We start from the raw sequence: 26,511 nt of genomic DNA, 5'->3' as shown, positions 1-26,511 counted from the left end.
GCGGTGCCGTAACCTCGGCACCCCCGCCCGGTGATCACCCCTGAGGAGCCCGCATGGCCGCGATCAGCCTGACCAAGGTGGAGCAGACCGCGCCCGCGCTGGTCGGCGCCTACCGGTCGGCGGGGGTGTCCCTGCGCAAGCACGGCCTGGACGGACTGCGGGCCGCCGTCTACCTCGTGGTCGACTACTCGGGCTCCATGAAGCCCTACTACCGGGACGGCAGTGTGCAGGCGCTCGCCGACCGGGTGCTGGGCCTGTCCGCGCACCTGGACGACGACGGCCGGGTGCCCGTGGTGTTCTTCTCCACGGACGTCGACGCGGTCACCGACATCGCCCTCGCCGGACACGAGGGCCGTATCGAGCGGATCGCGGCCGGGCTCGGGCACATGGGCAGGACCAGCTACCACCTGGCGATGGACGCGGTCATCGACCACTACCTGGACAGCGGTGCCACCACACCCGCCCTGGTCGTCTTCCAGACCGACGGCGGCCCGATCGACAAGCTCGCCGCCGAGCGATATCTCTGCAAGGCCGCGCGGCTCCCGCTGTTCTGGCAGTTCGTCGGCTTCGGCGACCCGGGCAGCCGTCAGTTCGAGTTCCTGCGGAAGCTGGACGAACTGCCCGTCCCGGACAAGCGGATCGTGGACAACGCCGGTTTCTTCCACGCCGGCCAGGACCCGCAGCGGCTCTCCGACGCCGAGCTGTACGACCGTCTCGTCGGCGAGTTCCCGAAGTGGCTCGTGGCGGCACGGGCGGCGGGCGTCGTACGTCCGGCCTGATCCGGCGGTCCGCCACCGTCTCCTACCACACGCTCGTCCCCTTCAGCCCGTCCCCTTCAGCCCGTCCCCTTTCCGGAGCCCGTCCGTGAGCACCAGGTCCCGGCACTCCTCCGGTGACCCCCACGCCGAGCGCAGGGCCCGCGCCTTGGTGAGCCACAGTGACAGGTCGTACTCCGCCGTGTAGCCGATCGCGCCGTGCAGGTGCAGGGCCGTACGGGCCGTGCGGTACGCCGCCTCGCACGCCGTGAGCTTGGCGGCGGCCACCTCCGCCGGGCGCAGGGATGCCGCCGCGCCGAAGAGCAGGGGGCGGGCGAACTCCAGGGCCGTCCTGGCGTCGGCCAGGCGGTGTTTGACGGCCTGGAAGGAGCCGATCGGCACCCCGAACTGGGTGCGCCGCCGCACATGGGCGACGGTCCGGTCGAGCAGGGCGGAGCCGACGCCGAGGGCCTGGGCGGCGGTGGCCAGACGCATCCAGGTGAGCGCCCGGTCGTACGGCGCCCCGCGGGCGAGGAGTTCACCGGCGGGGGCGAGCCGGGTCAGCCGGCGGGCGGGGTCCAGGGAGCGGCGCACCGGGCCGGGGGCCGCCGTGGACAGGTGGAGACCGTCGGGGGAGGGGGACAGGCGCAGCGAAGAGGAGTCGCCGTCGAGGGCGTACCCGCCGGGTGCCGCCACCGTCGCCGCGTCCTTGCCGGCCGCGAGCCCGGGCAGGAAGCGTGCCGCCAGCGGAGGATCGCCGAGGAGTACGGCCGCCCCGACCGTCTCCGCGAGCGGACCGGGCACCGCGTGCCGGCCCAGCTCCACGAAGGCCACCACCAGCTCCACCGGGTGCGCTCCCGCTCCGCCGTACTCCTCCGGTATCGCGAGGCCGAACACCCCCGCCTCGGCGATCCGTGACCACAGCGCGCGCCCGCGCGCGTGGTCGCCGCGGCTCCAGGAGCGGATCACCGCGGGGGTGTCCGCGGCGGTGAGCATCGCGCGCAGCGCGTCGGCGAAGGCGCGCTGGCCGGGGTCGAGGAGGAAGCGCATCAGCGGCGTCCCTTCGGCAGGCCGAGCAGCCGCTCGGCGACGATGTCCCGCTGGATCTCGTTCGTGCCCGCGTAGATGGGTCCGGCCAGGGAGAAGACGTACCCCTCCGCCCAGGCGCCGTCGGCGAGTTCTCCCTCCGCGCCCAGCAGGTCGAGGGCCGTCTCGTGCAGCGCGAGGTCCAGCTCGGACCAGAACAGCTTGTTCATGCTGGACTCCGGGCCGAGCCGGGCGCCGTCCAGGACCCGGGAGGCGGCGGCGTACGTGAACAACTGGTAGGCGCGGGCCGCGATCAGGGCGTCGGCCACCCGGTCCCGGGCGTGCCCCGGCGACCCCTGGGCCCGCCACAGGTGCCACAGCCGGGCGGCGGAGGCCAGGAAGCGGCCCGGCGAGCGCAGGGTGAGCCCGCGCTCGTCGGCCGTCGTGGACATCGCGATCCGCCAGCCCTGGCCCGGCTCGCCGATCACGTCCTCGTCCGGGACGAACACGTCGTCCAGGAACAGCTCCGCGAAGGCCGGCCTGCCGTCGAGCCGGCCGATCGGACGGACGGTGACGCCGGGGGCCCGCAGGTCGAACATCAGGTAGGTGAGCCCCTGATGCGGCCTCTCGGTCTCCGGGTCGCTGCGGAACAGGCCGAAGGCCCGGTCGGCGAACGCGGCGCGCGAGGACCAGGTCTTCTGCCCGCGCAAGCGCCAGCCGCCGTCCGTGCGCACCGCCCGGGAGGTCAGCGCGGCGAGGTCCGAGCCCGCCCCCGGCTCGGACCAGGCCTGCGCCCAGACCACCTCGCCGCCGGCCATCGGGGGCAGCACGCGCGCGCGTTGCTCCTCCGTGCCGTACGCGAAGAGGGTCGGCGCGAGCAGGGCGATGCCGTTCTGGCCGACGCGGCCCGGCGCGCCCGCCGCCCAGTACTCCTCCTCGAACACCAGCCAGCGCAGCAGGCCGCAGTCCCGCCCGCCGTACCGCTCCGGCCACGACACCACCGACCAGCGGTCCGCGGCCAGTTCGGCCTCCCACGCGCGATGCGCCGCGAAGCCCTCCTCCGTCTCCAGGGACGGCAGCGGCGTGCGCGGGACGTGCGCGTCGAGCCAGGCCCGGGCCTGGCCGCGGAACTCCTCGTCGGCCGGGGAGTGGGTCAGATCCACGGTGACGTCACCGCCCTTCCCTAACAAGTGTTTGGTAGGTTAGCGTGGCCCCATGACAGGCGTCGAGAGCCCCGTCCCCGTCCCCGGGCACGGACTGCTGCGCGGCCGTACCGCCGTCGTCACCGCCGCGGCCGGCACCGGTATCGGCGGAGCCACCGCCCGCCGCTTCCTGGAGGAGGGCGCACGGGTGCTGATCAGCGACGCCCACCCGCGCCGGCTGAAGGAGCACGAGGCCGAACTGGGCCGCGAGTTCCCCGGCGCGGTCGTCGCGGCGCCGTGCGACGTCACCGACGAGGATCAGGTACGCGCCCTGTTCGAGACCGCCCTGGCCGCGCACGGACGGCTGGACGTCGTCGTCAACAACGCCGGACTGGGCGGCACGGCGGAGCTGGCCGACATGACCGACGAACAGTGGTCCCGGGTGCTGGACGTCACGCTGAACGGCACCTTCCGCTGCACCCGGGCCGCCCTGCGCGCCATGCGCCGGACCGGCGGCGGGGTGATCGTCAACAACGCCTCCGTCGCCGGCTGGCGCGCCCAGGCCGGGCAGGCGCACTACGCCGCCGCCAAGGCCGGCGTGATGGCGCTGACCCGGTGCGCGGCCATCGAGGCCGCCGCCTACGGCGTGCGCGTCAACGCCGTCGCCCCCAGCCTCGCCATGCACCCGCACCTGGAGAAGGTCACCTCCGCCGGCCTGCTCGCGGAACTGACGGAGCGGGAGGCGTACGGGCGGTACGCGGAGCCCTGGGAGGTGGCCAACGTCATCGTCTTCCTCGCCTCCGGCTACTCCTCCTACATGACCGGCGAGGTCGTCGCCGTCAGCAGCCAGCACCCCTGAGCAGCGGAGCAGACCACAATGGGTGCGTGCCGACCAAGAAAAAGCCCCAGGTGACCGCGGCAGCGGCCCGGCGCGGAGAACTCCTGAGCACCGCCGCCGAGGTCTTCGCCGAGCACGGCTACAACGCCACCACCGTCCGCAGGATCGCCGACCACGCCGGGATGCTCGCGGGCAGCCTCTACTACCACTTCGACTCCAAGGAGTCGATGCTGGAGGAGATCCTCCGGACCTTCCTCGACGAGCTGTGGGACGGCTACGACACCGTCCTCGCCTCCGGACTCGGGCCCCGGGAAACGCTTCAGGCTCTGGTCACCGAGTCCTTCCGGGAGATCGACCGGCACCGCGCGGCCGTCGCGATCTACCAGAAGGAGAGCAGGCAGCTCGTCGCCCAGGACCGCTTCGCCTTCCTCGCCGAGTCCCAGCGCCGGTTCGAGAAAGCGTGGCTCAGCACGCTGGAACGCGGCGTCGCAGAACAGGTCTTCCGCGCCGACCTGGACGTCCGGCTCACCTACCGGTTCGTCCGCGACACCGTGTGGGTCGCCGCCTCCTGGTACCGGCCCGGCGGCAAGCACAGCCCCGAGGAGATCGCCCGCCAGTACCTGTCGATGGTGCTGGACGGGATCGCCGTACGCGAATAGCCGTTCCCACCCGAGGGAGTTGCCATGGCCGAGGCCTACATCGTCGAAGCGGTTCGCACACCGGTCGGACGGCGCGGAGGAGGACTCGGCGCGGTCCACCCGGCCGACCTGGGCGCGCGGGTGCTGAGCGCGCTGGTGGAGCGCTCCGGGATCGACCCGGCCGCCGTGGACGACGTGGTCTTCGGCTGCCTCGACACGGTCGGGCCGCAGGCCGGCGACATCGCCCGCACCTGCTGGCTGGCCGCGGGCCTCCCCGAGGAGGTACCCGGCGTGACCGTCGACCGGCAGTGCGGCTCCTCCCAGCAGGCCGTGCACTTCGCCGCGCAGGCCGTGCTCTCCGGCACCCAGGACCTGGTGGTCGCGGGCGGCGTGCAGAACATGTCCCAGGTTCCCATCGCCTTCGCCTCCCGGCAGGCCGCCGTCCCCCTCGGCCTGACCGAGGGACCCTTCCTCGGCAGCACCGGCTGGCGCGCCCGGTACGGCGACCGGCCCGTCAACCAGTTCGCCGGCGCCGAGATGATCGCCGCCCAGTGGGGCATCTCCCGCGAGGAACAGGAGGAGTTCGCCCTGCGCTCGCACCGGCGCGCGCTCTGGGCGATCGACACCGGCCGCTTCTCCCGCGAGACCGTCCCCTACGGCGCGACCACCGTGGACGAGGGGCCGCGCCGGGACACCTCCCCGGAGAAGATGGCCGCGCTCGCGCCGGTCCTCGAGGGCGGCACCGTCACCGCGGCCTGCTCCTCCCAGGTCTCCGACGGAGCCGCGGCCCTGCTGCTCGCCTCCGAACGGGCGGTGCGCGACCACGGACTGCGCCCGCGCGCCCGGGTCCACCACCTCTCCGCGCGCGGTGAGGACCCCATCCGCATGCTCACCGCGCCCATCCCGGCCACCGCGCACGCCTTGAAGAAGACCGGCCTCACCCTCGACGCCATCGACCTCGTGGAGATCAACGAGGCCTTCGCACCGGTCGTCCTCGCCTGGCTGAAGGAGACCGGCGCCGACCCCGCCAAGGTCAACGTCAACGGCGGCGCGATCGCCCTCGGTCACCCGCTCGGCGCGACCGGCGCCCGGCTGATGACGACCCTGCTCCACGAACTGGAGCGCACCGGCGGCCGGTACGGCCTCCAGACCATGTGCGAGGGCGGCGGCCAGGCCAACGTGACGATCATCGAACGGCTGTGACCGGGGCTGTGACCGGGCACCGAACGGTGTGAGCGGTACGGCGAGCGGCTGCGAGCGGGCGGCACCGGCAGGGCGGCCGCTCGGCGCTCACCGGGCGGCCCCGGGTCCCGTCAGTCCGGTGAGCACCTCCTCCGCCTCCCGCATGATCCGCTCCACCAGCTCCGCGCAGGACGGCAGGTCGTCGATGACCCCGGCGACCTGCCCGGCCGCCATCACCCCCAGGTCCGTACGCCCGTCCACCATCGCCGACCTCAGCAGCACCGGCGTGTTCGCGGCGAGCAGCACCTGACTCCAGGACAGCTCCTTGCCGTGCCGGAGGGCGAGACCGTCGCGGACCAGCTGCCGCCAGGTGAGCCCCGACAGCCGCCGGAAGCCCGCCGCCCGCCGCACCGCGTGCCCGAAGGACCGTATCCGCCCCGACCGCTCCAGCGCCGCCACCAGGTCGGTGCGCAGCATCCGGTGCGGCAGGCCGTCCACCGCCCGGGTCACCGTGACGTCCCGGACCGTCGCCGCCAGATACCGGGCCTTCACCGCGTCCGGCACCGTCGAGTCGGAGGTGAGCAGGAACCGCGTGCCCATCGCCACCCCGGCCGCCCCGTACGCCAGCGCCGCCACCAGGCCCCGCCCGTCGAAGAAGCCGCCCGCCGCCACCACCGGTATCCGCACCGCGTCCACCACCTGCGGCAGCAGCACGCTCGTCGCCACCTCGCCGGTGTGACCGCCGCCCTCGCCGCCCTGCACGAGCACCGCGTCCGCGCCCCAGGCCGCCACCTTCTCGGCGTGCCGCCGGGCCCCGACGGACGGGATCACCACCACCCCGGCCGCCTTCAGCTCGGCGATCAGCTCGGCGGACGGGGCCAGCGCGAAGGAGGCCACCCGGACCCCCTCCTCCAGCAGGATCCGCACCCGGTCCGGCGCGTCGCCCGCGTCGGCCCGGAGGTTCACCCCGAACGGCGCGTCCGTCCGGGACCGCACCTCCCGTATCGCGTCGCGAAGCCGGTCGAGCGTCATCGTCGCGGAGGCCAGGACGCCGAGGGCGCCGGCGTTCGCCGCCGCGGAGACCAGGCGCGGCCCGGCCACCCAGCCCATCCCGGTCTGCACGATCGGATGGCGGACCCCGACCAGCCGGGTGAGCGCGGTCTCCATCAGCCCCCCGCCCCCTCCGGCACCTCGCGGGTGCGCGCCCCTTGCGGGTCCAGCACCTCGCGGAGCAGCCGCAGTTCGGCCGCCTCCGGCTCCCGGGTGCACGGCACCTCGTCCGGCACGGCCAGCGGGAACCCCGTCGCCTCCCGCACCTCCTCCACGCCCACCCCCGGGTGCACCGACACCAGGCGCATGGTGCGGTCGGGCGTGGCGAAGTCGAGCACGGCGAGGTCGGTGACGACCCGCGCGATGTGGTGGTAGCGGGCCGCGCCCCCCAGCTCCGCCGCCCGGTCGTACCCCACTCCGCACACCAGGTCCACCCGCTCCACGAACACCCGCCGGGAGTGTTTCGGCACCCAGTAACTCGTGCTGTTGTTCAGCGTGTTGAGCGGGGCCCCGCGCACCCCCAGCAGCTGTCTGCGGGGGTGCGCCCAGTCGCCGACGCAGGAGATGTTCTGGTTGCCGTACCGGTCGAGCTGGCTCGCGCCCATCATCACGTGCCGCCGGCCGCCCGCCACCAGCTCCAGGTGCTGCCGGTAGGGCAGCCAGCCCTCCGGGGTGCCGTCCGGCCGCACCAGCAGGGCCTCGCCGTCGGTCAGCAGCAGCTCCGGCGCGAAGGTGAGCCGGGCCAGCCGCGCGCCCAGCGACGGGATCAGGCCCATCGGGCTCGCCAGCACCTCACCGGCGCCCCGCCAGGCCTCCGCGCAGGCGATCACGCAGTACTCGGCGCGGGTGGCCCTCATCGCTCCCGCTCCTTCCGCCACCGCCGGACCGCCGACCGGTAGGCGGTCTCGTCGGCACCGAGGAACGTCGCGGCGAACTCGGGCCAGGGCGTGGTCGCGTACCGCCGCTGGAACTCCTCGTCCCGGCCGTACTCCGGCGCGCAGGAGGTGAAGTGCGCGCCGCCCGGCGCCTCCACCACCCCGGTCACCGCGAGCCGTTTCAGCAGCAGCGACTGCGGGGCCGCCTCCTCGGCCAGCTCCGCCGTGTCCACGATCCGTTCGCAGGAGACGTAGGCCGCGTCCGCCGCCTCGCAGAACAGGTCGTCGAAGTACGGATCCGGGCCCAGGTACTGGCCGTTGCCGAGCCGGTCGGCGCGGTTGACGTGCACCAGGGCCGCGTCCAGCCGCAGCGCGGGCATGGCCACCAGCGTCTCCCCGTCCGCGTACGGCGAGGTCACCGTCCTCAGCCCCGGGCCGACCCGCATGACGTCCGAGCCGATCCCCGCCCGCACCGGCAGGAAGGGCAGCCGCTGTGCCGCCGCGCGCAGCCCGCACTGGAGCATCCCCTCGTCCACCTCCGTCAGGGCGAGGCCGCCGCCCTCGCGCACCGCCCGGTAGTGCGGTTCCAGCGGGATGGAGTCGAGGGTGACGAACGCGGTGACCAGCCGGCGGATCCGGCCGGCGGCGGCCAGCATGCCGACGTCCGGGCCGCCGTAGGAGACGACCGTCAGATCGCCGACGCCGGACCGCAGCAGCGCCCGGACCAGCGCCATCGGCTTGCGGCGCGAGCCCCAGCCGCCGATGCCGAGGGTCATCCCGCTCGCCAGCCGGGACACCACCTCCTCGGCGGTCATCGTCTTGTCGGTCATCTACACCCCCTCCGTCGCGGACCCGCCGAACGTGTCGCGGACCCGGTCGGCCAGGCCGCTCAGGTTCGCTTCGAAGGTGAAGCCCTGCTCGAAGCGGTAGCTGCGGCGCACATCGACCGGATCGATGCCGTTCAGGGCGGACTTGGCCATGCGCAGCAGCCGTCCGTCCTTGGCGGCGATCTGCCGGGCCAGCTCCAGCGCCGCCGCCGGCAGCTGCGCGCGCGGCACCACCGCCCAGACCGAGCCGTGCCCGTGCAGCTCGGCGGCGCTCGCCGTGCGCCCGGTGTAGTACAGCGCGCGCATCAGGTGCTGCGGGACCAGCCGGCCCAGATGGGTCGCCGCGCCCAGTGCGCCCCGGTCCAGCTCGGGCAGCCCGAAGGCCGCGTCCTCGCTCGCCACCACCGCGTCCGCGTTGCCCGCCAACCCGATCCCGCCGCCCAGGCAGAAGCCGTGCACGGCGGCGACCACCGGGACCTCGCACTCGTAGACCGCGGCGAAGGCCTCCGCGCAGCCCTGGTTGGCGCCGATCAGGGCCTCGTGCCCGGCCGCCTGTATCTCCTTGATGTCCACGCCCGCGTTGAACCCCCGGCCCTCGGCGGCCAGGACGACGCACCGGATCCCCGGGTCCTGGCCGGCCGCGCGCACGGCCTCCGCCAGCGCGAACCAGCCGCGCACCGGCACCGCGTTGACCGGCGGATAGTCGACGGTGACCACGGAAATCCCCTTTTCCGGGGACGAACGGGAGACACCCATGGGCGCATCAGCTACCTTTCCACCAAACATTTGTTAGGTGTGAGGCTTCGAAGCTAGCAGTCGGCGCGGACAAGCGGGAGGCCCTGTGGACAACCGCCCTGTGGACAAAGGACCTGTGGGCAAAGGACCTGTTGACAGAGGACCCACGGGCAACGGACCTCCGGCCGGCGGACCTGCGGCCGACGGACCTCCGGCCTACGAACCTGCGGGCGACTCACTGCGCGGCACCACCGTCGTCGTCACCGGCGGCACCAGGGGAGTGGGCGCCGGGATCGCCCGGGCCTTCGCCGAGGCGGGCGCACGCGTGCTGGCCTGCGCCCGCCGGCCTCCGGAACAGCCCCTGCCCGGAGTCGAGTTCACCCCCCTCGACCTGCGCGACCCGCCCGCCGTCCGGGCCCTCTTCGCCGGACTGCCCCGGCTGGACGTGCTCGTCAACAACGCCGGCGGCACCCCGTACCGGCGTCTCGCCGACGCCGACGCCGAACGGCACGCCAAGGTCGTCGAGCTGAACCTGGTCACCCCGCTCACCGCGTCCCTCGCCGCCTACGACCACCTCCGGCGCAGCAGGGGCTCGATCGTGATGGTCGGCAGTGTCAGCGGGGTCCGCCCCTCACCCGGTTCGGCCGCCTACGGCGCGGCCAAGGCCGGGCTGGCCCACCTGGCCGCCTCCATGGCGGTGGAGTGGGCGCCGGAGGTCCGCGTCAACACCCTCGTCGTCGGCATGGTCCACACGGATCTGTCCCACCTCCACTACGGCGGTCCCGACGGCGTCGCCGCCGTCGCCCGCACCGTCCCGCTGGGCCGGCTGGCCCTCCCGGACGACGTCGGCGCCGCCGCCGTCTTCCTCGCCTCCGACGCCGCCGCCTACATCAGCGGGGCCAGCCTGCACGTGCACGGCGGCGGGGAACGGCCCGCCTTCCTCGATGCCGCGACCGCCGGCAAGACCGCCGACAAGGAGAGCTGAGATGGACGGAATCTGCGCGGGCCGGGTCGTCGTCGTCACCGGTGCCGGCCGCGGGCTGGGTCGTGCCCACGCCCTCGCCTTCGCCGCCGAGGGTGCCCGGGTCGTCGTCAACGACCTCGGCGTGGGGCTGGACGGGGCGCCGGGCGCGGACAGTCCGGCGGCGGCCGTCGTCGCGGAGATCCGGGCGGCGGGCGGCGAGGCGTCCGCGCACGGCGGGGACATCGCCACCGGCGCGGGGGCGGCGGACCTGATCCGCACCGCCGTGGAGACCTACGGCCGGCTCGACACCCTCGTCAGCAACGCCGGATTCCTCCGCGACCGCATGCTGGTCAACCTCGGTGAGGACGACTGGGACGCCGTGATCCGGGTGCATCTCAAGGGTCACTTCCTGCCGTTGAGGCACGCCGCCGCCCACTGGCGGGCCGAGGCCAGGGCCGGGCGTATCCCGGTGGCCCGGGTCGTCCACACCAGCAGCGGAGCGGGCCTGCTCGGCTCGGTCGGGCAGGCGAACTACAGCGCGGCCAAGGCCGGGATCGTCGGCCTCACCCTGGTCGCGGCGGCCGAACTGGCCCGGTACGGCGTCCAGGTCAACGCCGTCGCGCCGGCCGCCCGGACCCGCATGACGGAACGTGCGTTCGCCGCGGCCATGGCGGCGCCGGCCGCCGGTTTCGACGCCATGGCGCCCGAGAACGTCTCCCCGCTCGTGGTCTGGCTCGGCTCGGCCCGCAGCACCGGAGTGACCGGCCGGGTGTTCGAGGCGGAGGGAGGCCGGATCACCGTCATGGAGGGCTGGCGCCCCGGCCCCACCCTGGACAAGGGGGCCCGCTGGACCCCGGCCGAGGCGGGCGAGGCGGCCCGGGGACTGCTGGCGGAGGCGGAGCCCCCGGGGCGGGTGTACGGGGCGTAGCCTCCCGCGGCCCTCCCCGAGGGGAGCCGGGCGGCGGCGGCCCTGTGCCGCCGTTCCGCCGCCACGGCCAGGAAACCGGGCCGGGGCCACCGTCCACGGGCCGGGGCCACCGTCCACGGGCCGGGGCCACCGTCCACGGGCCGGGGCCACCGTCCACGGGCCGGGGCCACCGTCCACGGGCCGGGGCCCGGCCACGCGGGCTGACCCGGCGGCCCGCGGGCACAGCGGCAGCAGTGCTACGTGTCGCACTCCAGCACCGTCCGGCACAACCCGCACCGCGCCCGTACCCGCCCCTGCACCGGCACCCTGATCCGCTGGTGACAGGTCGGGCACGGGAAGCTCACCCGGAGCCGGCCGCCGCCGTCGGGGGTGAAGGAGTACGCGGCGGACGGCGGCGTGGGCGGGGCGTCCCGGTGCTCGTGGGCGTGGCGGCGGTCGTGGGCGTAGCGGCGGCGGCCCGCCCAGCCGGCCCCGCTCAGCGGCGGCTGCCGCCGGTCCCGGCGGGCCCGGTCCATGCCCTTGGCGTAGGCGGTGCAGGCCTGCGGGCTGGTGAACCACACGGACGGGTCCTCGCCGAAGAGCAGGGCCCGCTTGGCCAGGACGTACCCGAACTCCTCCGGGGTGAGGTAGCCCAGCTTCTGCGAGGAGACCCCGTCCTCCCGGTAGGCGTCCAGCAGCAGCCAGCCCGCGCCCAGGTAGGCCGTCGCCGTGTCCGTCAGGATCTCGTTCTCCGCCGTGGCGGGGAAGGAGAGGTCCAGGCGGTGCAGGTAGACGTGCGCCACCTCGTGGGCGAGGGCCGCGCCGATGTCCCTGCGGTGGGTGCGGAACCGGTCGTTCAGCTCGACGAAGTACTCCGGGCCCGCCGCCAGTTCCACGTTCGCCGCGTGGGTCATCTCCCGGAAGCCGACGATCAGCCGCGCGTCCGGCAGCCGGAAGTGCCGCACGATCTCCCGGGCCACGCGCTGCGCGCCCAGATGCAGGTCGTCGGTGTCGCGGAAGGCCACGTCGGCGGGGGTCACGCTGGCCGAGAACGTCTCGATCGTGTCCCGCGAGAGCCGCCGGTACAGGGCGGTGACGGCGGCCCGCACCGTCTCCAGGTGCGGGTAGCCGTGCTCGACCGGTACGCCGTTCGCCACCTCGGCACCCCCAAAGACGCCGGAACCCCCCTCCACTGTAGGCCGCGGGTCCGCGGCGGACGCCCGGTCACACGGGCAGCAGGCGCGGCGCCGACCCGTCCGCCCCGTCAGCGTCCAGCTCCAGCAGCCACACCTCGTTCTCGCCCTCCCGCAGCACCGGCCCGGGCACGTACAGCGACCGCTGGGGGCCCACCGACCAGTAACGGCCCAGCGCGAAGCCGTTGACCCAGACGAAGCCGCGCGTGTGGCCCGGCAGCTCCAGCCGGGCGTCGCCGGCCCCGCGCACCGTGACCGTGCCCCGGTACAGCCCCGGCGCCCCCCTCCCGGGCGGCCCGCCGAACGGCACCGCGGCCACACCGTCCGCGAACGCGTCCAGGTCCAGCCCGCGCGCGCGTACCCCGTGCAGGTACTGCCGCTCGTGCAGGACCCCGCCGGTCACGCCCTTCGTCTCGCCGAGCCGCGGCCCGTAGCTCACCCGCCCGAGCGACTCCACCCACAGCTCCACGCGCGCGGGACCCGCGACGGGCTCCTTCAGCACCGGCTCCTCCTCGGTGAGCACCCCGGCCCGCTCCCCGTCGACGTACACCACGGCGAGATCCCGCAGCCCGCGCACGGTCAGCGGGTACGGCCGGCGCGGCCCGGGCACGTCCAGCGCGTAGCGCACCAGCCCCCGGGTGACCCCCAGCTCCTCGAAGGTGGGCGGCACCGGGGCGGCCGTCTCCGGACCGCCGAGCGCCTCCAGCACGTCCGCCAGGGGCGCCCATCCGGTGAGCACGGCCTCCGCGGGGGCGCCCAGCGGAGCGGGCGGCGGCGGCAGGCCGGGCAGCGGGCCGGGCCGGTACGCGGCCAGCACCTCGCGGAAGTGGTGGAACTTCTCGGTGGGGCGCCCGTACTCGTCCACCGGCGCGTCGTAGTCGTACGAGGTCACGTCCGGCTCCAGCGGGCCCTCGTGCAGCGCGCCGCGGTTGGCGCCCGCCCAGCCCCCGAAACTCGTGCCGCCGTGCGCCATGTAGAGGTTCACCGACGCCCCGCACTCCAGGATCTCCCGCAGCGCTGCGGCGGCGTCGCCGGGATCCCGTTCGACGTGCTCGCCGGCCCAGTGGTCGAACCAGCCGCACCAGAACTCCGTGCACATCAGCGGGCCGTCGGGACGGTGGCGGCGCAGCGTCCCGAACGCCTCGCGCGCGCGTGAGCCGAAGTTCACCGTGGCGAGCACCCCGGGCAGCGAGCCGCCGGTCAGCATGTGGTCCTCGGGGCCGTCCGAGGTGAACAGCACGGCCGTGACCCCCTCCGCGCGCAGCAGGCCGGCCAGCTCCTGCAGATAGCCGGTGTCGCTGCCGTAGCTGCCGTACTCGTTCTCCACCTGGACCATGACCACGGGACCGCCGCGGTCCAGCTGGCGGGGCACGATCTCCCGCAGCAACCGGTGGAACCAGCTCCGCACAGGGGACAGGTAGCGCTCGTCACGCGTACGCGCGCGCGTGCCCGGCTCGCCCGTCAGCCACGCCGGCAGCCCGCCGTTCTCCCACTCGGCGCAGATGTACGGACCCGGCCGCACGATCGCCCACAGGCCCGCCTCCCGGACCGCGTCCAGGAACCGGCCGACCGCTTCCACGTCGCGGAAGGTCCCCGGACGGGGCTGGTGCAGATTCCACGGCACGTACGTCTCCACGCAGTTCAGGCCCATCGCCCGCAGCATCGCCAGCCGGTGCCCCCACTGGGCCTCGTGCACCCGGAAGTAGTGCAGCGCCCCCGACAGCAGCCGCACCGGCCGCCCGTCCAGCAGGAAGTCCGATTCCCCCACCGACAACACGCTCATACGCCCGCCCCCACCGTGCTCTCGTCCACGCGCCCCACCCTCGCCCCCTTCCGGTGACCGGCGCCATGGACGAAGATCGGCGCTGCTTGGACAAAAGGAGGACCGGCGCCGCCCGACCGACGACGCGCGCCGCGCGGAACGCGGAGGAGCGCCGGGAGGAGAAGCGCCGATGTACCAGACCTGGATGCGGTTCTTCAGCCCCGGCCCCGCCCACCACCGTCTCGGCCTCGTCTGCCTCGGCGTCGGCCTGCAGCACGGCGCGCTCCCCACGGTCGGGCCGCGCACCCTCGACCACCACGTGGCCGTCGTGGTCGGCTCGGGCGGCGGCTGGTACCGCGGCGCCGACGGCCGCCGTACGACCGTCACCGCGCCCGCCCTGCTGTGGCTCACCCCCGGTGTGCCCCACCACTACGCGCCCGACCCGGACACCGGCTGGGACGAGGGCTTCGTCGACTTCGCCGGGCCCGCCACCGCGGCCTACCGCGAACTCGGCTACATCGAACCCGACCGGCCCGTCGTCCCGCTCTCCGACGCCTCCGGCCCCCGCGCGGTCATCGCCCGCGTCGTCCGGGCCGCCCGCCGCGGCAACCCCCTGCTGGAGGTGGAGACCGCCGCCGCCGTCCACGAACTCCTCGTCGCCCTGCGCCGCGCCCGCGCCGACCTCGCGCCCGACGGCGAGCAGGTGCTGGCCGCCCTGGCCCGGGACGCCTGCACGCCGCTGAGCATCGCGGACCACGCCGCGCGGCACGGGATGACCACCGCCGAGCTGCGTACCGCGGTCCGCCGGGCGGCCGGGTGCACCCCGAAGGACTACCTGCTCGGCATCCGGCTCGCCCGGGCCAAGGAACTCCTCGCCGCCACCGGGCTGCCCGTCGCGGTCGTCGCCCGCCGCGTCGGCTACGACGACCCCGCCTACTTCTCCCGGCTGTTCACCCGGCGTGTCGGCCTCGCCCCCGTCCGGTTCCGCGCCCAGCAGAGCCGTACCGTCCCCGGCGGCTGGAGCGACCGCGTCCCGGACCCCGCCGATCCGCCGGTGATCCACTCCCCGGACACCTCCTGAGGCAGTCCGGCCCAGCGCATAAGGTTGGCCCTCATGACCACCAGCAACACCGGCCCCGGTGCCGTCGATCCCGAGGTCCGCCAGGAACTGGAGCGGCTGCGCGACAGCATCGACAACATCGACGCCGCCGTCGTCCACATGCTCGCCGAGCGCTTCAAGGCCACCCAGCAGGTCGGCCGCCTCAAGGCACTGCACCAGCTGCCGCCCGCCGACCCGGCCCGCGAGGCCCGGCAGATCGACCGGCTGCGCACCCTCGCCGAGAACGCCAAGCTCGACCCGGCGTTCGCCGAGAAATTCCTCAATTTCATCATCGCCGAGGTGATCCGGCACCACGAGCGGATCGCCGAGGACACCCACAGCGAGCACCCGGCGCACGACGCCTGAACACGACGCCGGAACGACGGACCGGCATGCGGCCGGCCCGGCGGCCGGCCCCCGGACCGGGATTCGGCCGGCCGGCGGACCGGGACACGGCCGACCGGCATACGACCGACCAGCCGCTGACCAGGAACGGGCCGGCGGCTCACGGGGGACCGCCCGGGCGGTCGGCCGGGGCGCGCACGACGGACAAAAGCCGTGTACCGATCCGCCCCTGTGCGCTGTCGGTCCCATCAGGCAGCATGGCGTGCATGTCCGTACTCACGCGCGACGAAGCGCAGCTCCGAGCACAGTTCCTCGACGTCCACCAGTACACGGTCGATCTGGACCTCACGACCGGTGCGGAGACCTTCGACTCCCGTACCGCGATCCGCTTCACCGCGCGGGCCGACGGGGACACGTTCGTCGAGCTGAAGCCCGCCGAGCTGCGCAGCGTCACGCTCGACGGACACCCCCTCGACCCCGAGTCGCTCAGCGAGAACCGGCTGCCGCTGAGGAACCTCACCGCCGGGGAGCACGAGCTGCGCGTCGACGCGGCCATGCGCTACTCCCGCACCGGCGAGGGGATGCACCGCTTCACCGACCCCAGCGACGGCGAGACGTACGTCTACACGCAGCTGTTCATGGACGACGTCCAGCGCGTCTTCGCCGCCTTCGACCAGCCCGACCTCAAGGCCGTCTTCGAGGTCTCGGTCAAGGCGCCCGAGAGCTGGACCGTCCTCGCCAACGGCGTCACCGCCCGCCGCGACGACGGCGCCTGGCAGGCCGCGCCCACCCCGCTGATCTCCACCTACCTGGTCGCCGTCGCCGCCGGCCCCTGGCACTCGGTGCGCACCGAACACCGCGGACTGCCCTTCGCCCTGCACTGCCGCCGCTCGCTCGCACCCCACCTCGACACCGACGCCGACGAGATCCTCGACGTCACGCGCGCGTGCTTCGACCGCTACCACGAGAAGTTCCAGGAGCCGTACCCCTTCGACTCCTACGACCAGGCGTTCGTGCCCGAGTTCAACGCGGGCGCCATGGAGAACCCCGGCCTGGTCACCTTCCGCGACGACTTCGTCTACCGCTCCGCCGTCACCGACACCGAGCGGCAGACCCGCGCCATGGTCATCGCGCACGAGATGGCCCACATGTGGTTCGGCGACCTCGTCACCCTCAAGTGGTGGGACGACATCTGGCTGAACGAGTCGTTCGCCGAGTACATGGGCTACCAGACCACCGCCGAGGCCACCCGGTTCACCGACCCGTGGACCGAGTTCGGCGTCACCCGCAAGGCCTGGGGCTACGACGCCGACCAGCGCCCCACCACCCACCCGGTCGCCCCCGAGAACGTCGACGACACGGCCTCCGCCCTGCTCAACTTCGACGGCATCTCCTACGCCAAGGGCGCCTCCGCGCTGCGCCAGCTGGCCGCCTGGCTCGGCGAGAAGGACTTCCTCGCCGGCATCAACACCCACTTCGAGCGGCACAAGTTCGCCAACGCCACCCTCGCCGACTTCATCGACTCCCTCGCCTCCGCCACCGACCGCGACGTGCACGCCTGGGCCGACAGCTGGCTGCGCACCACCGGCGTCGACACGCTCACCCCGGTGATCACCTCGACCGGCGGCACCTGCGCCCTGACCGCCGACCGCGCGGGCAGCCGCCCGCACCGCCTCAGCGCCGGCCTGTACGACCACGACATCGCCGACGAGGGGCGCCTGGTGCTGCGCGAGCGCGTGGACCTCGACGTCCCGCAGACCGCCCCGCAGCCCATCGGCAAGCGTCCCGCGCTGGTCCTCCTCAACGACGGCGACATCACCTACGCCAAGCTCCGCTTCGACGCCGACTCCTTCGAGACGGTCCGCACCGGCCTGTCCGGCCTGCCCGACCCGCTGACCCGCGCGGTCGTCTGGAACGCCCTGCGGGACGCCGTCCGCGACGGCGCGCTCCCGCCGGCCGCCTACCTGGACGCGGCCCGCGCCCACCTGCCGTACGAGACCGACCTGGCCGTCGCCCAGGGCGTCCTCGCCTTCGCCGCCGGCCAGCTCACCGAGCAGTACCTGACGCCCGAGGACCGGCCGGCCGCCCTGGCCACCCTCACCTCGCTCTGCCGCGACCTGCTGCGGCGCACCGAGGACGGCGACCACCCCGGCCTGCGGCTGATCGCCGTACGCCACCTGATCTCCGTGGCCGCCCACCCGGAGACCATCGCCGCCTGGCTCGCCGACGGCACGGTGCCCGGCGGTCCGGAACTCGACCCCGAGCTGCGCTGGCGCATCCTCGCCCGGCTCGCCGTGCTCGGCGCCACCGACGAGGACGCCATCGCCGCCGAGCTGGCGCGCGACCCCAGCGCCACCGGCCAGGAGGGCGCCGCCCGCTGCCGTGCCGCCCTGCCCGACCCGCAGGCCAAGCGGGCCGCCTGGGAGGCGATGTTCTCCGGCGACCACCTGTCCAACTACCTCTTCACGGCCACCGCCCAGGGCTTCTGGCAGCCCGAACAGGCCGACCTGGTACGGGAGTACGTGCCGCGCTTCTACCCGGACGCGGCCGCGCTCGCCGCCCGCCGCGGACCCGCCATCGCCGTCGCCGCCGGCCGCTGGTGCTTCCCGGCCCACGCCGTCGACGCCGAGAACCTGGCGCTCGGCGAGGCCTGCCTGCGCGACGGCGACCTCACCCCGGCGCTGCGCCGCACCCTCGCCGACCGCCTGGACGACCTGTCCCGAGCCCTGCGGGTACGGGCGGGACAGCGGACGGAGTAGGTCCTGCGGCCTAGGACGCGGCTGGTCCCCGCCGACGATGCGGGGACCGGCCGCCGGTTCCTAGGCTCGGACGGTCAGTTGTCGACCCAGCCCCCGAAAGGCGGCACCGTGATCGTAGTGACCGGCGCGACCGGCAACGTCGGCCGAGCCCTCGTCGACCGTCTCCTCGCCGCGGGACAGCCCGTCCGGGCCCTGACCCGCGACCCCGAGCGGGCGGCGCTGCCCGGACGGGCCGAGGTGGTGCGGTTCCGGCCGGACGACCCCGCCGCCCTGTTCACCGGCGCGACCAGTCTCTTCCTGTACGCGCTGCCCGACGCGGCACCGCTGCTGGCCGCGGCCCGCGAACACGGCGTACGGCACGTCGTCCTGCTCTCCAGCGCCATCGTCCGGGAGGGCGCCGACGAGACCCACCCCATCCACGTCATGCACGCGACCGCCGAGCGGCAGATCCGCGAGAGCGGACTCGCCTGGACCTTCCTGCGACCGGGTGCCTTCGCCACCAACGCCCTCCAGTACGCCCCGCAGATCCGCGCCGGCGACACCGTACGCGGCGTCTTCGCCGACGGGCTCTCCGCGCCCGTCCACGAGGACGACATCGCGGCCGTCGCCGAACGCGTCCTGCTCGACGACGGCCACGAGGGCGCCGTGCACCGGCTGACCGGGCCCGCCGCGGTCCGCAACGCCGAACAGGTCGCGGCGATCGGCGAGGCCCTCGGCCGCAAGCTGACGTTCGTGGAGACCGACCCGGCCGAGGCGGCCCCGGAGCTCTTCCCGCACGTCCCGCCGCAGATGCTCGAACGGCTGCTGCAGAGCTTCGCCGAGACCGTCGGCGTGCCCCCGGAGATCACCGGCACGGTGGAGCAGCTCACCGGCACCCCGGCCCGCACCTTCGCGCAGTGGGCACGGGACCACGCCGACGACTTCCGCGCATAGGCCCCGAGCACTCCCAACGGCTCCTCCGGGCCCGGCAGTACACACTTTCGGGTTCCGTTCGCCTGGCTTCCGGGACACGGGGCTCGCTTCCGGTACAAGCTGGAACACCACCCACAGCCGGAAGCCCGGGACCCGGAAGCCCACCGGACGTCCCCCTGCCCGGAGGAGAGCCCATGAGCCTGCCGCCCCTCGCCTCCGGCCCGTCCGGCCCCGAAGCCCTGCGCCCCCTGCTCGCCACCGTCCTCGACGCGCTCGCGGCCGGCGGGGCCGAGCGCGGCGGCCCCCTGCCCGCCGGCGGACCGCAGGCCGTCGCCGAACGCGTCGCCGACGCCCTCGGCGACGTCCTGCCCGACACCGGCGACCCGGACGCCCTGCGCACCCTCGTCCACCTCCTCGCCGCGGGCGCCGCCGACCCCGCCGACCCCCTGTGCGCGGCCCACCTGCACTGTCCGCCGCTCGCCGTGGCCACCGCCGCCGACCTCGCCGCGAGCGCCCTCAACCCCTCCCTCGACTCCTGGGACCAGGCCCCGGCCGCCTCCGCACTGGAGTCCGCCGTCGCCCGCACCCTCGCCCGCACCGCCGGCCTCGCCGACGCCCTCGTCACCACCGGCGGCACCGAGTCCAACCAGCTCGCCCTGCTCCTCGCCCGTGAGGCGCACGGCGGTGTGCGCCTGGTCTGCGGCGCGAGCGCCCACCACTCGCTGCCGCGCGCCGCCTGGCTGCTCGGCCTGCCCGACCCGGTCGTCCTCCCGACGCCCAACGGCACCCTGGACCCGGCCGCCCTCGACGAGGCCCTCACCACGCTCCCCGGCCCGCTGCTGGTCGCCGCCACCGCCGGCACCACCGACGCCGGCCTCATCGACCCGCTGCCCGAGATCGCCGGTCTGTGCACCGCCCACGGCGCCCGGCTGCACATCGACGCGGCCTACGGCGGCGGCCTGCTCTTCAGCGACCGGCACCGCGACAGACTCGCCGGCCTCGAAGCCGCCCACACCGTCACCCTCGACCTGCACAAACTCGGCTGGCAGCCCGTCGCCGCGGGGCTCCTCGCCGTGGCCCGCCCGCACGAACTCGCCGCACTCCACCAGCGCGCGGACTACCTCAACGCCGGCGACGACACCGAGGCCGGCCTCCCCGACCTGCTCGGCCGCTCCCTGCGCACCACCCGCCGCCCCGACATCCTGAAGATCGCCGTCACCCTGAAGACCCTGGGCCGCGGTGGTCTCGGCACCCTGGTCGACCAGGTCTGCGCCCGCGCCCGCGAGTTCGCTGCCCTCGTCCGCGAGCACCCCGGCTTCGAGCTGTACGACCGGCCCGTCATCAGCACCGTCCTGTTCCGCCCGGCCGGAGCCGACGACGACACCGTGGCCGCCGTACGCCGCGGCCTGCTGCACGAGGGCCGGGCCGTCCTCGGCCGCGCCCGGCTCGACGGCCGGCTCTGGCTCAAGGCCACCGTCCTCAACCCCCACACCCGGCCGGACGACCTGTCCCAGCTGCTCAAACTCGCCGAACTCGCCGAAGGAAACACCCCCGGATGACCCACCCACCAAGCCACGAGCCCGCCTCCCCACGCGACCTGGTCGGCATCGGCATCGGCCCCTGCAACCTCTCCCTCGCCGCCCTCGCCCACCCACTGCCCGAACTCGACGCCGTCTTCTACGAACAGCGCCCCGGCTTCGACTGGCACCCCGGGCTGCTCATCGAGGGCGCCACCATCCAAGTGCCCTTCCTGGCCGACCTGGTGACCCTCGCCGACCCCACCAGCCCGTGGAGCTTCCTCAACTACCTCAAGGACCGCGAGCGGCTCTTCCCCTTCTACTTCGCCGAGCACTTCCACATCCAGCGCGCCGAGTACGACGCCTACTGCCGCTGGGTCGCCGAGGCACTCCCCGGGCTGCACTTCCGCCACCAGGTCGACGCCGTCCGCTGGAACCCCGAACGGGACGTGTTCGAGGTCGACTTCACCCAGCTCGACGCCGAGGGCGAGGCCGAGGCCCTCGGCCGCACCCACACCCGCAACATCGTCCTCGGCATCGGCAGCGCCCCCTACGTGCCCGACCCCCTGCAGCCCTTGGTGGACGCGCCCGGCGTGCCCGTCGTCCACGCCGCCGACTACCTCGACCACCGCGACAGCCTCCTCGCCGCCGGCCACGTCACCGTCGTCGGCTCCGGACAGTCCGGCGCCGAGGTCTTCCTGGACCTGCTCCGGCACCGCCCGGCCGGCCGGGAGAAGCTGCACTGGATCGGCCGCACCGAGGCGTTCGCGCCGATGGAGTACTCCAAGCTGGGCCTGGAGCACTTCACCCCCGACTACACGCGCTACTTCCACGCCCTCCCCGAGCCCGTCCGCGACCGCTTGGTCACCGCCCAGTGGCAGCTGCACAAGGGCATCGACGCCGGCACCCTCGCCGCCATCCACGACGAGCTGTACCGCCGAAGCCTGCACGGCGGCTGGCCCGACGCCGTCCTCACCCCCGGTGTACGCGTCCGCACCGCAGGCCGGATCGCCACCACCCGGATCGAGCTGCACCTGGAACACCTCCAGCAGGGCAGCCGCTCCCGGCTCACCACCGACGCCGTCGTCCTCGCCACCGGCTACCGGGACCGCCCCCTCGGCCGCATCCTCGCCGGCCTCGACCCCTACATCCGCCGCGACAGCAGCGAGCGGCCCCGCGTCGACCAGGAGTACCGCCTGGTCCTCGACCCCTCGGTCACCGGCGCGGTCTACGTCCAGAACGCCGAGCTGCACACGCACGGCGTCGGCGCCCCCGACCTGGGCATGGCGGCCTGGCGCAGCGCCACCATCCTCAACTCCCTCACCGGCAAGGAGCCGTACCCGCTGCCGCCCCGGACGGCGTTCACCTCGTTCGGCCTGGAGGAGCCCCCGGCCAGGGTGCCGCAGGCCAGACAGCTCACCCCGCTCGTCGACGGACGGTGAGCGGCGGGAGACGGCCGGCGCGGGGGCGGAAGCCGACGCCGTCGACCTCGCTCCCGCGGCCGGAGGCGACCCGCCGGGCCGCGGAGGACCTACGCGCCGCGGGAGGACCTGCCAGTCCCTGGAAGACCGGCTTCCGGTCCTAGAAGACCGGCTTGCCGTCGCGGACCAGCTTCCAGTCCACCGACGCGAAGTCCTTCGGGTCCAGGACGCCCTTCGCGGTCACCCACTCCGCGATCCGGGTGCGGATCTCCGTCGACTCCGACCACAGCTCCTTCGCGGTGGCGACGTGCGGGAAGGCACCGCCGCCGTTCGCGCGGTAGTTGTTCACCGCGAACACGAACTGCTGGGCGTCGTCCAGCGCGGCCCCGCCGAAGGTCAGGTTCCTGATCCGCGAACCGGCCGGCCGGGCGATGTCGATGTCGTACGACAGGCCCGAGACGTAGTCGTAGTTGTAGTCCGGGCGGCCGCCGGCGTTGGTCAGCTTCTCCACGTCGATCGCGGCGCCGGCCGCCGTCTGGACGTAGTACTCCGCCGAGTACTCCAGGTAGGCGCGCACCTGGGCGCCCGTCAGCAGCTTGGCGACCAGCGTGTTGTCGTAGACGTACAGGCTCGACAGGTCCCGGATGGTCACGTCGCCGGCCGGGATCTCCGAGGTCCGGGAGAACGGCGAGGCCTGGGCGATCACCGGCAGCGAGGCGTACGCGGTGCCGGCGAGCGCCGCCTTGACCACGTCCTCCTGGACCTTGGTGATCAGGTCGATGATCGGGGCGTCCTTGTAGCGGGCCTCGACGGTCGTCAGGGTCTGCGTCGCCCGGCCCACGACCTGGTTGACGTACGCGACGACCTTCTTGTGCTCGTCGGTGAGCAGCTTGGTGATCTTCGGGTCGTCGGCGACCGTGTTGGAGTTGCGCAGCGAGGCGGAGACCGACTCGACCTCCCAGCGGCCCTTGCTGAACACCAGCTCGATGTCGAAGAGGGTGAGCCGCTCGGCGTAGCACAGCGGCTCGGACAGCACGACCGTCCTGCCGGTCTGCTCGTTGACGACCTTCAGCTCCGGGATCTCCACGTGCGCGTGGCCGACCAGGATCGCGTCGATGCCCGGCACCTGCCGGGCCACGTTGGCCGCCGCGTTCTCCACGTACGGCACCTGGTCGCCGTAGGACGAGGTGCCCGACGTCCCCGAGTGCGCCGAGACGACGACCACGTCGGCGCCCATGGACTTCAGCTTCGGCACCCACTTCGCGGCCTGCTCCTCCAGCCCCGGGAAGGCCAGCTTGCCCTGGACGTAGGCCTTGTCCCAGATCGCGATGCCCGGGTTGGTCAGACCGAGCACGGCGACCTTGACCGGCTTGGCGCCCGGCACGTGGAACGTCTTCATGAAGTACGGCGGGAAGGCCGGCCTCAGCGTCTTCGCGTCCACGGCGTTGGCGCCGAGCAGCGGGAAGCCGAGCTGGTCCTCGAACTTCCGGAGCGTCTCGATGCCGTAGTTGAACTCGTGGTTGCCGAGGGCCGCCGCGTCGTAGCCGATCGCGTTCATCGCCTGCGCCATCGGGTGCACCGGGCCGCCCTTGGCGGTGATCGGGTCGACCTTGGCGTAATAGTAGGTGAGCGGGGTGCCCTGGATGGTGTCACCGGCGTCCAGCAGCAGCGTGTTGCACCGGCCCTTCTCCTCGCGCACCTGCTCGACCAGGGTGGAGATCCGGGCGAGGCCCATGGCGTTGCCCGCCTTGTCGGCGTACTCCGCGTCCTTGAAGTAGTCCCAGTTGAAGACGTGACCGTGCAGGTCGGTGGTGCCCATGACGGTCAGGGCGTACCGCTTCACGGGGTGTGCGGGCTTCTTCGTCTCCGCCGCCTCGGCCGCCGGGGCCGCCGCCGCGCCGGCGATCGCCACTCCCGCTCCGGTGGCGGCGGACTTCTTCAGGAACTTCCGGCGGTTCAACGGCATGTCTCTCGGTCTCCTCGGCGAATGGTCAACAACGCGCGTAGATTCTGACCTGAGCATGACTTCCGGCAACAGGTCCGGGAGGTTGCGATCTGGTGACCATCGCTCATAGGAGCGAACCGCCGCACAATTCAACAGTTGTCAATAAGGCTTTGCCCAAAGTCTGTTGAGTAGTCATACGAGGCCAATTCTCTACCCGCGGGTAAGCCCTAGGCTCGACCCATGCGCCGAGCAAAAATCGTCTGCACTCTGGGGCCCGCCACCGACTCGTACGACCAGATCAAGGCACTGGTCGAGGCCGGAATGGACGTCGCCCGGTTCAACCTCAGCCACGGCACCCACGCCGAGCACGAGGAGCGGTACCAGCGCGTACGGAAGGCGGCCGACGAAACCGGCCGCAGTGTCGGTGTCCTCGCCGACCTTCAGGGTCCGAAGATCCGGCTCGGCCACTTCGCCGAGGGCCCCGTACTCCTTGAACGCGACGACACCTTCACCATCACCGTGGAGGACGGCGCCGAGGGCGACCGCCACCAGTGCGGCACCACCTACGCCGGTCTCGCCGCCGACGTCACGCCCGGCGAGCGCATCCTCGTCGACGACGGCAAGGTCTGTCTGGAGGTCACCGCCGTCGACGGCCCCCGCGTCCACACCCGGGTCCTCGAAGGCGGAGTCGTCTCCGACCACAAGGGCCTGAACCTCCCCGGCGTCGCCGTCTCCGTCCCCGCCCTCTCCAAGAAGGACGAGGACGACCTGCGCTGGGCGCTGCGCACCGGCTTCGACGTGATCGCCCTGTCCTTCGTCCGCAGCGGCGACGACGCCGCCGACGTGCACCGGATCATGGCCGAGCAGGGCCGACGCCTCCCGGTGATCGCCAAGGTCGAGAAGCCGCAGGCGGTGCAGAACCTCGACGGCATCGTCGCCGCCTTCGACGGGCTGATGGTCGCCCGCGGAGACCTGGGCGTCGAGATGCCGCTGGAGCAGGTCCCGATCGTCCAGAAGCGCGCGATCAAGCTCGCCAGGCGCAACGCCAAGCCCGTGATCGTCGCCACCCAGATGCTCGACTCGATGATCGAGAACTTCCGGCCCACCCGCGCCGAGGCCTCCGACGTCGCCAACGCGGTCCTCGACGGCACGGACGCGGTGATGCTCTCCGGCGAGACCAGCGTCGGCAAGTACCCGGTCGAGACCGTGCGCACCATGGCGAAGATCGTCGCGGCCGCGGAGCACGACATGCTCGCGGCGGGCCTGCCCCCGCTGACCGAGCGGAACAAACCGCGCACCCAGGGCGGCGCGGTCGCCCGGGCCGCCGCCGAGATGGGCGACTTCCTCGGCGCGAAGTTCCTCGTCGCGTTCACCCAGTCCGGAGACACCGCTCGCCGGCTCTCCCGCTACCGCTCGCCCATCCCGCTCCTCGCCTTCACGCCCGAGCCGGCCACCCGGTCCCAGCTCAGCCTCACCTGGGGCGCGGAGACCTTCCTCGGCCCGCACGTGGACTCCACGGACGCCATGGTCGACCAGGTGGACGAACTGCTCCTGAAGTACGGCCGCTGCCGGAAGGGGGACATCGTGGTCATCACGGCCGGCTCCCCGCCCGGCGTCTCCGGCTCGACCAACATGGTCCGGGTCCACCACATCGGCGAGGACGACAGCCCGCGGTGACGGCGTGAGCGCGTGACGTGGTCATCGCGCCCGTGAACAGCGGAAAGCGGAGGATCACGCGCGCGTGATCCTCCGCTTCGGAGAGTGCCGGGTGCGGGACTCGAACCCGCACGTCCTTTCGGACAGATGTGTTTGAGACATCAGCGTCTGCCTGTTCCGCCAACCCGGCGCGGCACTTCCGGGAGTGTACCGGTTCACCGCCGCTCACCGCAGCTAGGTACCCTGCTGGAAGCAGTGCCCTGCCCTGGACCAAGGAGCCCTCCGTGACCGCCCCCGAGTCGCCCCAGCCCGTAGACGTGTCCGACGACGACAAGTCGCACGTTCCTCCGCTGACGACCCGCGTCGTCATCGCCGAGGACGAGGCACTGATCCGGCTCGACCTGAAAGAGATGCTGGAGGAGGAGGGGTACACGGTCGTCGGCGAGGCCGGGGACGGTGAGCAGGCCGTCGAGCTGGCCCGCGAGCACCGGCCGGACCTGGTCATCCTGGACGTGAAGATGCCCAAGCTGGACGGCATCTCCGCGGCCGAGAAGATCGCCGAGGAGTCCATCGCGCCGGTCCTGATGCTCACCGCCTTCTCGCAGCGGGACCTCGTGGAGCGGGCCCGGGACGCCGGTGCCATGGCGTACCTGGTGAAGCCGTTCAGCAAGAGCGACGTCGTCCCGGCGATCGAGATGGCCGTCTCGCGGTTCACCGAGCTGAAGCAGCTGGAGAAGGAGGTCGCCGACCTCAGCCAGCGGCTGGAGACCCGCAAGCTGGTCGACCGCGCGAAGTCCATCCTCCAGACCGAGTACGGCCTGACCGAGCCGGCCGCGTTCCGCTGGATCCAGAAGACCTCGATGGACCGCCGCATGTCGATGCAGCAGGTCGCGGAGGCGGTCATCGCGGACAGCGAGGAGAAGAAGGCGGCCAAGAAGGGCTGAGACCTCTCGTACGACGAGG

The 26,511-nt window shown here is 73.5% G+C and carries 23 protein-coding genes and 1 tRNA gene; 14 read left to right on the top strand and 10 right to left on the bottom strand.

What is annotated here, in order from left to right; translation table 11 throughout:
- Positions 1–53: 53 nt before the first annotated feature.
- The gene (locus ACZ4VF_RS09120; RefSeq protein ID WP_467924221.1) at positions 54–779 is read left to right on the top strand and encodes a vWA domain-containing protein; all 726 of its coding nucleotides are present in this window, start codon (positions 54–56) and stop codon (positions 777–779) included.
- A 42-nt stretch (positions 780–821) separates the two neighbouring features.
- Here ACZ4VF_RS09120 and ACZ4VF_RS09115 read toward each other — a convergent pair whose 3' ends face one another.
- Together ACZ4VF_RS09115 and ACZ4VF_RS09110 are read right to left on the bottom strand one after the other, a co-directional pair.
- Positions 822–1,805: an acyl-CoA dehydrogenase family protein gene (locus ACZ4VF_RS09115; protein WP_467924219.1), complete on the bottom strand. Its 984-nt coding sequence runs from the start codon at positions 1,803–1,805 to the stop codon at positions 822–824.
- A complete protein-coding gene (locus ACZ4VF_RS09110) occupies positions 1,805–2,944 on the bottom strand; it encodes an acyl-CoA dehydrogenase family protein (RefSeq protein ID WP_467924217.1) in 1,140 nt (379 codons plus the stop codon). Before ACZ4VF_RS09110 ends, ACZ4VF_RS09115 begins: the two co-directional genes overlap by 1 nt.
- Positions 2,945–2,996: 52 nt before the next feature.
- On the opposite strand from ACZ4VF_RS09110, the gene ACZ4VF_RS09105 reads away from it, so the two are divergent.
- The 3 genes from ACZ4VF_RS09105 to ACZ4VF_RS09095 are packed head-to-tail and all read left to right on the top strand — an operon-like array spanning position 2,997 to position 5,602.
- Positions 2,997–3,782 (top strand): SDR family oxidoreductase, encoded by a 786-nt coding sequence (locus ACZ4VF_RS09105; protein ID WP_467924215.1) that lies wholly within the window; start codon positions 2,997–2,999, stop codon positions 3,780–3,782.
- Positions 3,783–3,808: 26 nt separating this feature from the next.
- Positions 3,809–4,420: a TetR/AcrR family transcriptional regulator gene (locus tag ACZ4VF_RS09100; RefSeq protein ID WP_467924213.1), complete on the top strand. Its 612-nt coding sequence runs from the start codon at positions 3,809–3,811 to the stop codon at positions 4,418–4,420.
- 24 nt (positions 4,421–4,444) lie between these two features.
- A complete protein-coding gene (locus ACZ4VF_RS09095; protein ID WP_467924211.1) occupies positions 4,445–5,602 on the top strand; it encodes an acetyl-CoA C-acetyltransferase in 1,158 nt (385 codons plus the stop codon).
- Positions 5,603–5,689: 87 nt separating this feature from the next.
- On the opposite strand, the gene ACZ4VF_RS09090 is transcribed toward ACZ4VF_RS09095, so the two are convergent.
- Genes ACZ4VF_RS09090 through ACZ4VF_RS09075 form a run of 4 tightly spaced genes read right to left on the bottom strand, consistent with a single transcriptional unit; the run spans position 5,690 to position 9,089 of the window.
- Positions 5,690–6,748, bottom strand: coding sequence for an NAD(P)H-dependent flavin oxidoreductase (locus ACZ4VF_RS09090; protein WP_467924209.1), 1,059 nt, complete (start codon positions 6,746–6,748; stop codon positions 5,690–5,692).
- Positions 6,748–7,488, bottom strand: coding sequence for a CoA-transferase subunit beta (locus tag ACZ4VF_RS09085; RefSeq protein WP_467924207.1), 741 nt, complete (start codon positions 7,486–7,488; stop codon positions 6,748–6,750). The genes ACZ4VF_RS09090 and ACZ4VF_RS09085 overlap by 1 nt, the downstream gene beginning before the upstream one ends.
- The gene (locus ACZ4VF_RS09080; RefSeq protein WP_467924206.1) at positions 7,485–8,336 is read right to left on the bottom strand and encodes a CoA transferase subunit A; all 852 of its coding nucleotides are present in this window, start codon (positions 8,334–8,336) and stop codon (positions 7,485–7,487) included. Before ACZ4VF_RS09080 ends, ACZ4VF_RS09085 begins: the two co-directional genes overlap by 4 nt.
- Positions 8,337–9,089 (bottom strand): enoyl-CoA hydratase family protein, encoded by a 753-nt coding sequence (locus ACZ4VF_RS09075; RefSeq protein ID WP_467924204.1) that lies wholly within the window; start codon positions 9,087–9,089, stop codon positions 8,337–8,339. It lies immediately after the preceding gene.
- 217 nt (positions 9,090–9,306) lie between these two features.
- On the opposite strand from ACZ4VF_RS09075, the gene ACZ4VF_RS09070 reads away from it, so the two are divergent.
- Together ACZ4VF_RS09070 and ACZ4VF_RS09065 are read left to right on the top strand one after the other, a co-directional pair.
- Positions 9,307–10,053 carry an SDR family oxidoreductase gene (locus ACZ4VF_RS09070; protein WP_467925580.1) on the top strand — a complete coding sequence of 249 codons (747 nt, stop codon included), beginning with the start codon at positions 9,307–9,309 and terminating at the stop codon, positions 10,051–10,053.
- A 1-nt stretch (position 10,054) separates the two neighbouring features.
- Positions 10,055–10,960, top strand: a complete 906-nt coding sequence (locus ACZ4VF_RS09065; RefSeq protein WP_467924202.1) for an SDR family oxidoreductase — start codon at positions 10,055–10,057, stop codon at positions 10,958–10,960.
- A gap of 236 nt (positions 10,961–11,196) precedes the next feature.
- Here ACZ4VF_RS09065 and ACZ4VF_RS09060 read toward each other — a convergent pair whose 3' ends face one another.
- Together ACZ4VF_RS09060 and ACZ4VF_RS09055 are read right to left on the bottom strand one after the other, a co-directional pair.
- Positions 11,197–12,096: a hypothetical protein gene (locus ACZ4VF_RS09060; RefSeq protein WP_467924200.1), complete on the bottom strand. Its 900-nt coding sequence runs from the start codon at positions 12,094–12,096 to the stop codon at positions 11,197–11,199.
- Positions 12,097–12,163: 67 nt separating this feature from the next.
- A complete protein-coding gene (locus ACZ4VF_RS09055; protein ID WP_467924198.1) occupies positions 12,164–13,915 on the bottom strand; it encodes a glycoside hydrolase family 35 protein in 1,752 nt (583 codons plus the stop codon).
- Positions 13,916–14,084: 169 nt separating this feature from the next.
- On the opposite strand from ACZ4VF_RS09055, the gene ACZ4VF_RS09050 reads away from it, so the two are divergent.
- The 6 genes from ACZ4VF_RS09050 (at position 14,085) to ACZ4VF_RS09025 (ending at position 21,968) form a co-directional block, all read left to right on the top strand.
- Positions 14,085–14,975 carry a helix-turn-helix domain-containing protein gene (locus ACZ4VF_RS09050; protein ID WP_467924196.1) on the top strand — a complete coding sequence of 297 codons (891 nt, stop codon included), beginning with the start codon at positions 14,085–14,087 and terminating at the stop codon, positions 14,973–14,975.
- A 33-nt stretch (positions 14,976–15,008) separates the two neighbouring features.
- Complete coding sequence (locus tag ACZ4VF_RS09045; RefSeq protein ID WP_467924194.1) at positions 15,009–15,359, top strand: chorismate mutase; 351 nt, start codon at positions 15,009–15,011, stop codon at positions 15,357–15,359.
- 245 nt (positions 15,360–15,604) lie between these two features.
- Positions 15,605–18,097, top strand: coding sequence for an aminopeptidase N (pepN, locus tag ACZ4VF_RS09040; RefSeq protein WP_467924192.1), 2,493 nt, complete (start codon positions 15,605–15,607; stop codon positions 18,095–18,097).
- Positions 18,098–18,205: 108 nt separating this feature from the next.
- Complete coding sequence (locus tag ACZ4VF_RS09035) at positions 18,206–19,030, top strand: NAD(P)H-binding protein (protein ID WP_467924190.1); 825 nt, start codon at positions 18,206–18,208, stop codon at positions 19,028–19,030.
- 173 nt (positions 19,031–19,203) lie between these two features.
- Complete coding sequence (locus ACZ4VF_RS09030) at positions 19,204–20,568, top strand: pyridoxal phosphate-dependent decarboxylase family protein (protein ID WP_467924188.1); 1,365 nt, start codon at positions 19,204–19,206, stop codon at positions 20,566–20,568.
- Entirely contained in the window at positions 20,565–21,968 is a 1,404-nt protein-coding gene (locus tag ACZ4VF_RS09025; RefSeq protein ID WP_467924186.1) for a lysine N(6)-hydroxylase/L-ornithine N(5)-oxygenase family protein, read from the top strand. Before ACZ4VF_RS09030 ends, ACZ4VF_RS09025 begins: the two co-directional genes overlap by 4 nt.
- Positions 21,969–22,107: 139 nt before the next feature.
- On the opposite strand, the gene ACZ4VF_RS09020 is transcribed toward ACZ4VF_RS09025, so the two are convergent.
- Positions 22,108–23,913, bottom strand: coding sequence for a bifunctional metallophosphatase/5'-nucleotidase (locus ACZ4VF_RS09020; protein WP_467924184.1), 1,806 nt, complete (start codon positions 23,911–23,913; stop codon positions 22,108–22,110).
- A gap of 219 nt (positions 23,914–24,132) precedes the next feature.
- Between ACZ4VF_RS09020 and pyk the strand changes: the two genes are divergently transcribed.
- Complete coding sequence (pyk, locus tag ACZ4VF_RS09015; RefSeq protein ID WP_467924183.1) at positions 24,133–25,569, top strand: pyruvate kinase; 1,437 nt, start codon at positions 24,133–24,135, stop codon at positions 25,567–25,569.
- Between the two features lie 85 nt (positions 25,570–25,654).
- Here pyk and ACZ4VF_RS09010 read toward each other — a convergent pair.
- Positions 25,655–25,738, bottom strand: a tRNA-Leu gene (locus ACZ4VF_RS09010).
- A 94-nt stretch (positions 25,739–25,832) separates the two neighbouring features.
- Between ACZ4VF_RS09010 and ACZ4VF_RS09005 the strand changes: the two genes are divergently transcribed.
- Positions 25,833–26,492, top strand: a complete 660-nt coding sequence (locus tag ACZ4VF_RS09005) for an ANTAR domain-containing response regulator (RefSeq protein WP_467924181.1) — start codon at positions 25,833–25,835, stop codon at positions 26,490–26,492.
- Positions 26,493–26,511 lie beyond the last annotated feature (19 nt).

Source organism: Streptomyces sp. NPDC029151, assembly GCF_055564315.1.
This window is presented reverse-complemented; position numbering and strand designations above follow the sequence as displayed.

What these genes read in the sequence shown, in the direction of transcription:
- ACZ4VF_RS09120 (WP_467924221.1), top strand. Translation starts at nt 54, where the DNA reads ATGGCCGCGATCAGCCTGACCAAGGTGGAGCAGACCGCGCCCGCGCTG.
- ACZ4VF_RS09115 (WP_467924219.1), bottom strand. Translation starts at nt 1,805, where the DNA reads ATGCGCTTCCTCCTCGACCCCGGCCAGCGCGCCTTCGCCGACGCGCTG.
- ACZ4VF_RS09105 (WP_467924215.1), top strand. Translation starts at nt 2,997, where the DNA reads ATGACAGGCGTCGAGAGCCCCGTCCCCGTCCCCGGGCACGGACTGCTG.
- ACZ4VF_RS09095 (WP_467924211.1), top strand. Translation starts at nt 4,445, where the DNA reads ATGGCCGAGGCCTACATCGTCGAAGCGGTTCGCACACCGGTCGGACGG.
- ACZ4VF_RS09090 (WP_467924209.1), bottom strand. Translation starts at nt 6,748, where the DNA reads ATGGAGACCGCGCTCACCCGGCTGGTCGGGGTCCGCCATCCGATCGTG.
- ACZ4VF_RS09085 (WP_467924207.1), bottom strand. Translation starts at nt 7,488, where the DNA reads ATGAGGGCCACCCGCGCCGAGTACTGCGTGATCGCCTGCGCGGAGGCC.
- ACZ4VF_RS09080 (WP_467924206.1), bottom strand. Translation starts at nt 8,336, where the DNA reads ATGACCGACAAGACGATGACCGCCGAGGAGGTGGTGTCCCGGCTGGCG.
- ACZ4VF_RS09075 (WP_467924204.1), bottom strand. Translation starts at nt 9,089, where the DNA reads ATGGGTGTCTCCCGTTCGTCCCCGGAAAAGGGGATTTCCGTGGTCACC.
- ACZ4VF_RS09065 (WP_467924202.1), top strand. Translation starts at nt 10,055, where the DNA reads ATGGACGGAATCTGCGCGGGCCGGGTCGTCGTCGTCACCGGTGCCGGC.
- ACZ4VF_RS09055 (WP_467924198.1), bottom strand. Translation starts at nt 13,915, where the DNA reads ATGAGCGTGTTGTCGGTGGGGGAATCGGACTTCCTGCTGGACGGGCGG.
- ACZ4VF_RS09050 (WP_467924196.1), top strand. Translation starts at nt 14,085, where the DNA reads ATGTACCAGACCTGGATGCGGTTCTTCAGCCCCGGCCCCGCCCACCAC.
- ACZ4VF_RS09045 (WP_467924194.1), top strand. Translation starts at nt 15,009, where the DNA reads ATGACCACCAGCAACACCGGCCCCGGTGCCGTCGATCCCGAGGTCCGC.
- pepN (WP_467924192.1), top strand. Translation starts at nt 15,605, where the DNA reads ATGTCCGTACTCACGCGCGACGAAGCGCAGCTCCGAGCACAGTTCCTC.
- ACZ4VF_RS09030 (WP_467924188.1), top strand. Translation starts at nt 19,204, where the DNA reads ATGAGCCTGCCGCCCCTCGCCTCCGGCCCGTCCGGCCCCGAAGCCCTG.
- ACZ4VF_RS09025 (WP_467924186.1), top strand. Translation starts at nt 20,565, where the DNA reads ATGACCCACCCACCAAGCCACGAGCCCGCCTCCCCACGCGACCTGGTC.
- ACZ4VF_RS09020 (WP_467924184.1), bottom strand. Translation starts at nt 23,913, where the DNA reads ATGCCGTTGAACCGCCGGAAGTTCCTGAAGAAGTCCGCCGCCACCGGA.
- pyk (WP_467924183.1), top strand. Translation starts at nt 24,133, where the DNA reads ATGCGCCGAGCAAAAATCGTCTGCACTCTGGGGCCCGCCACCGACTCG.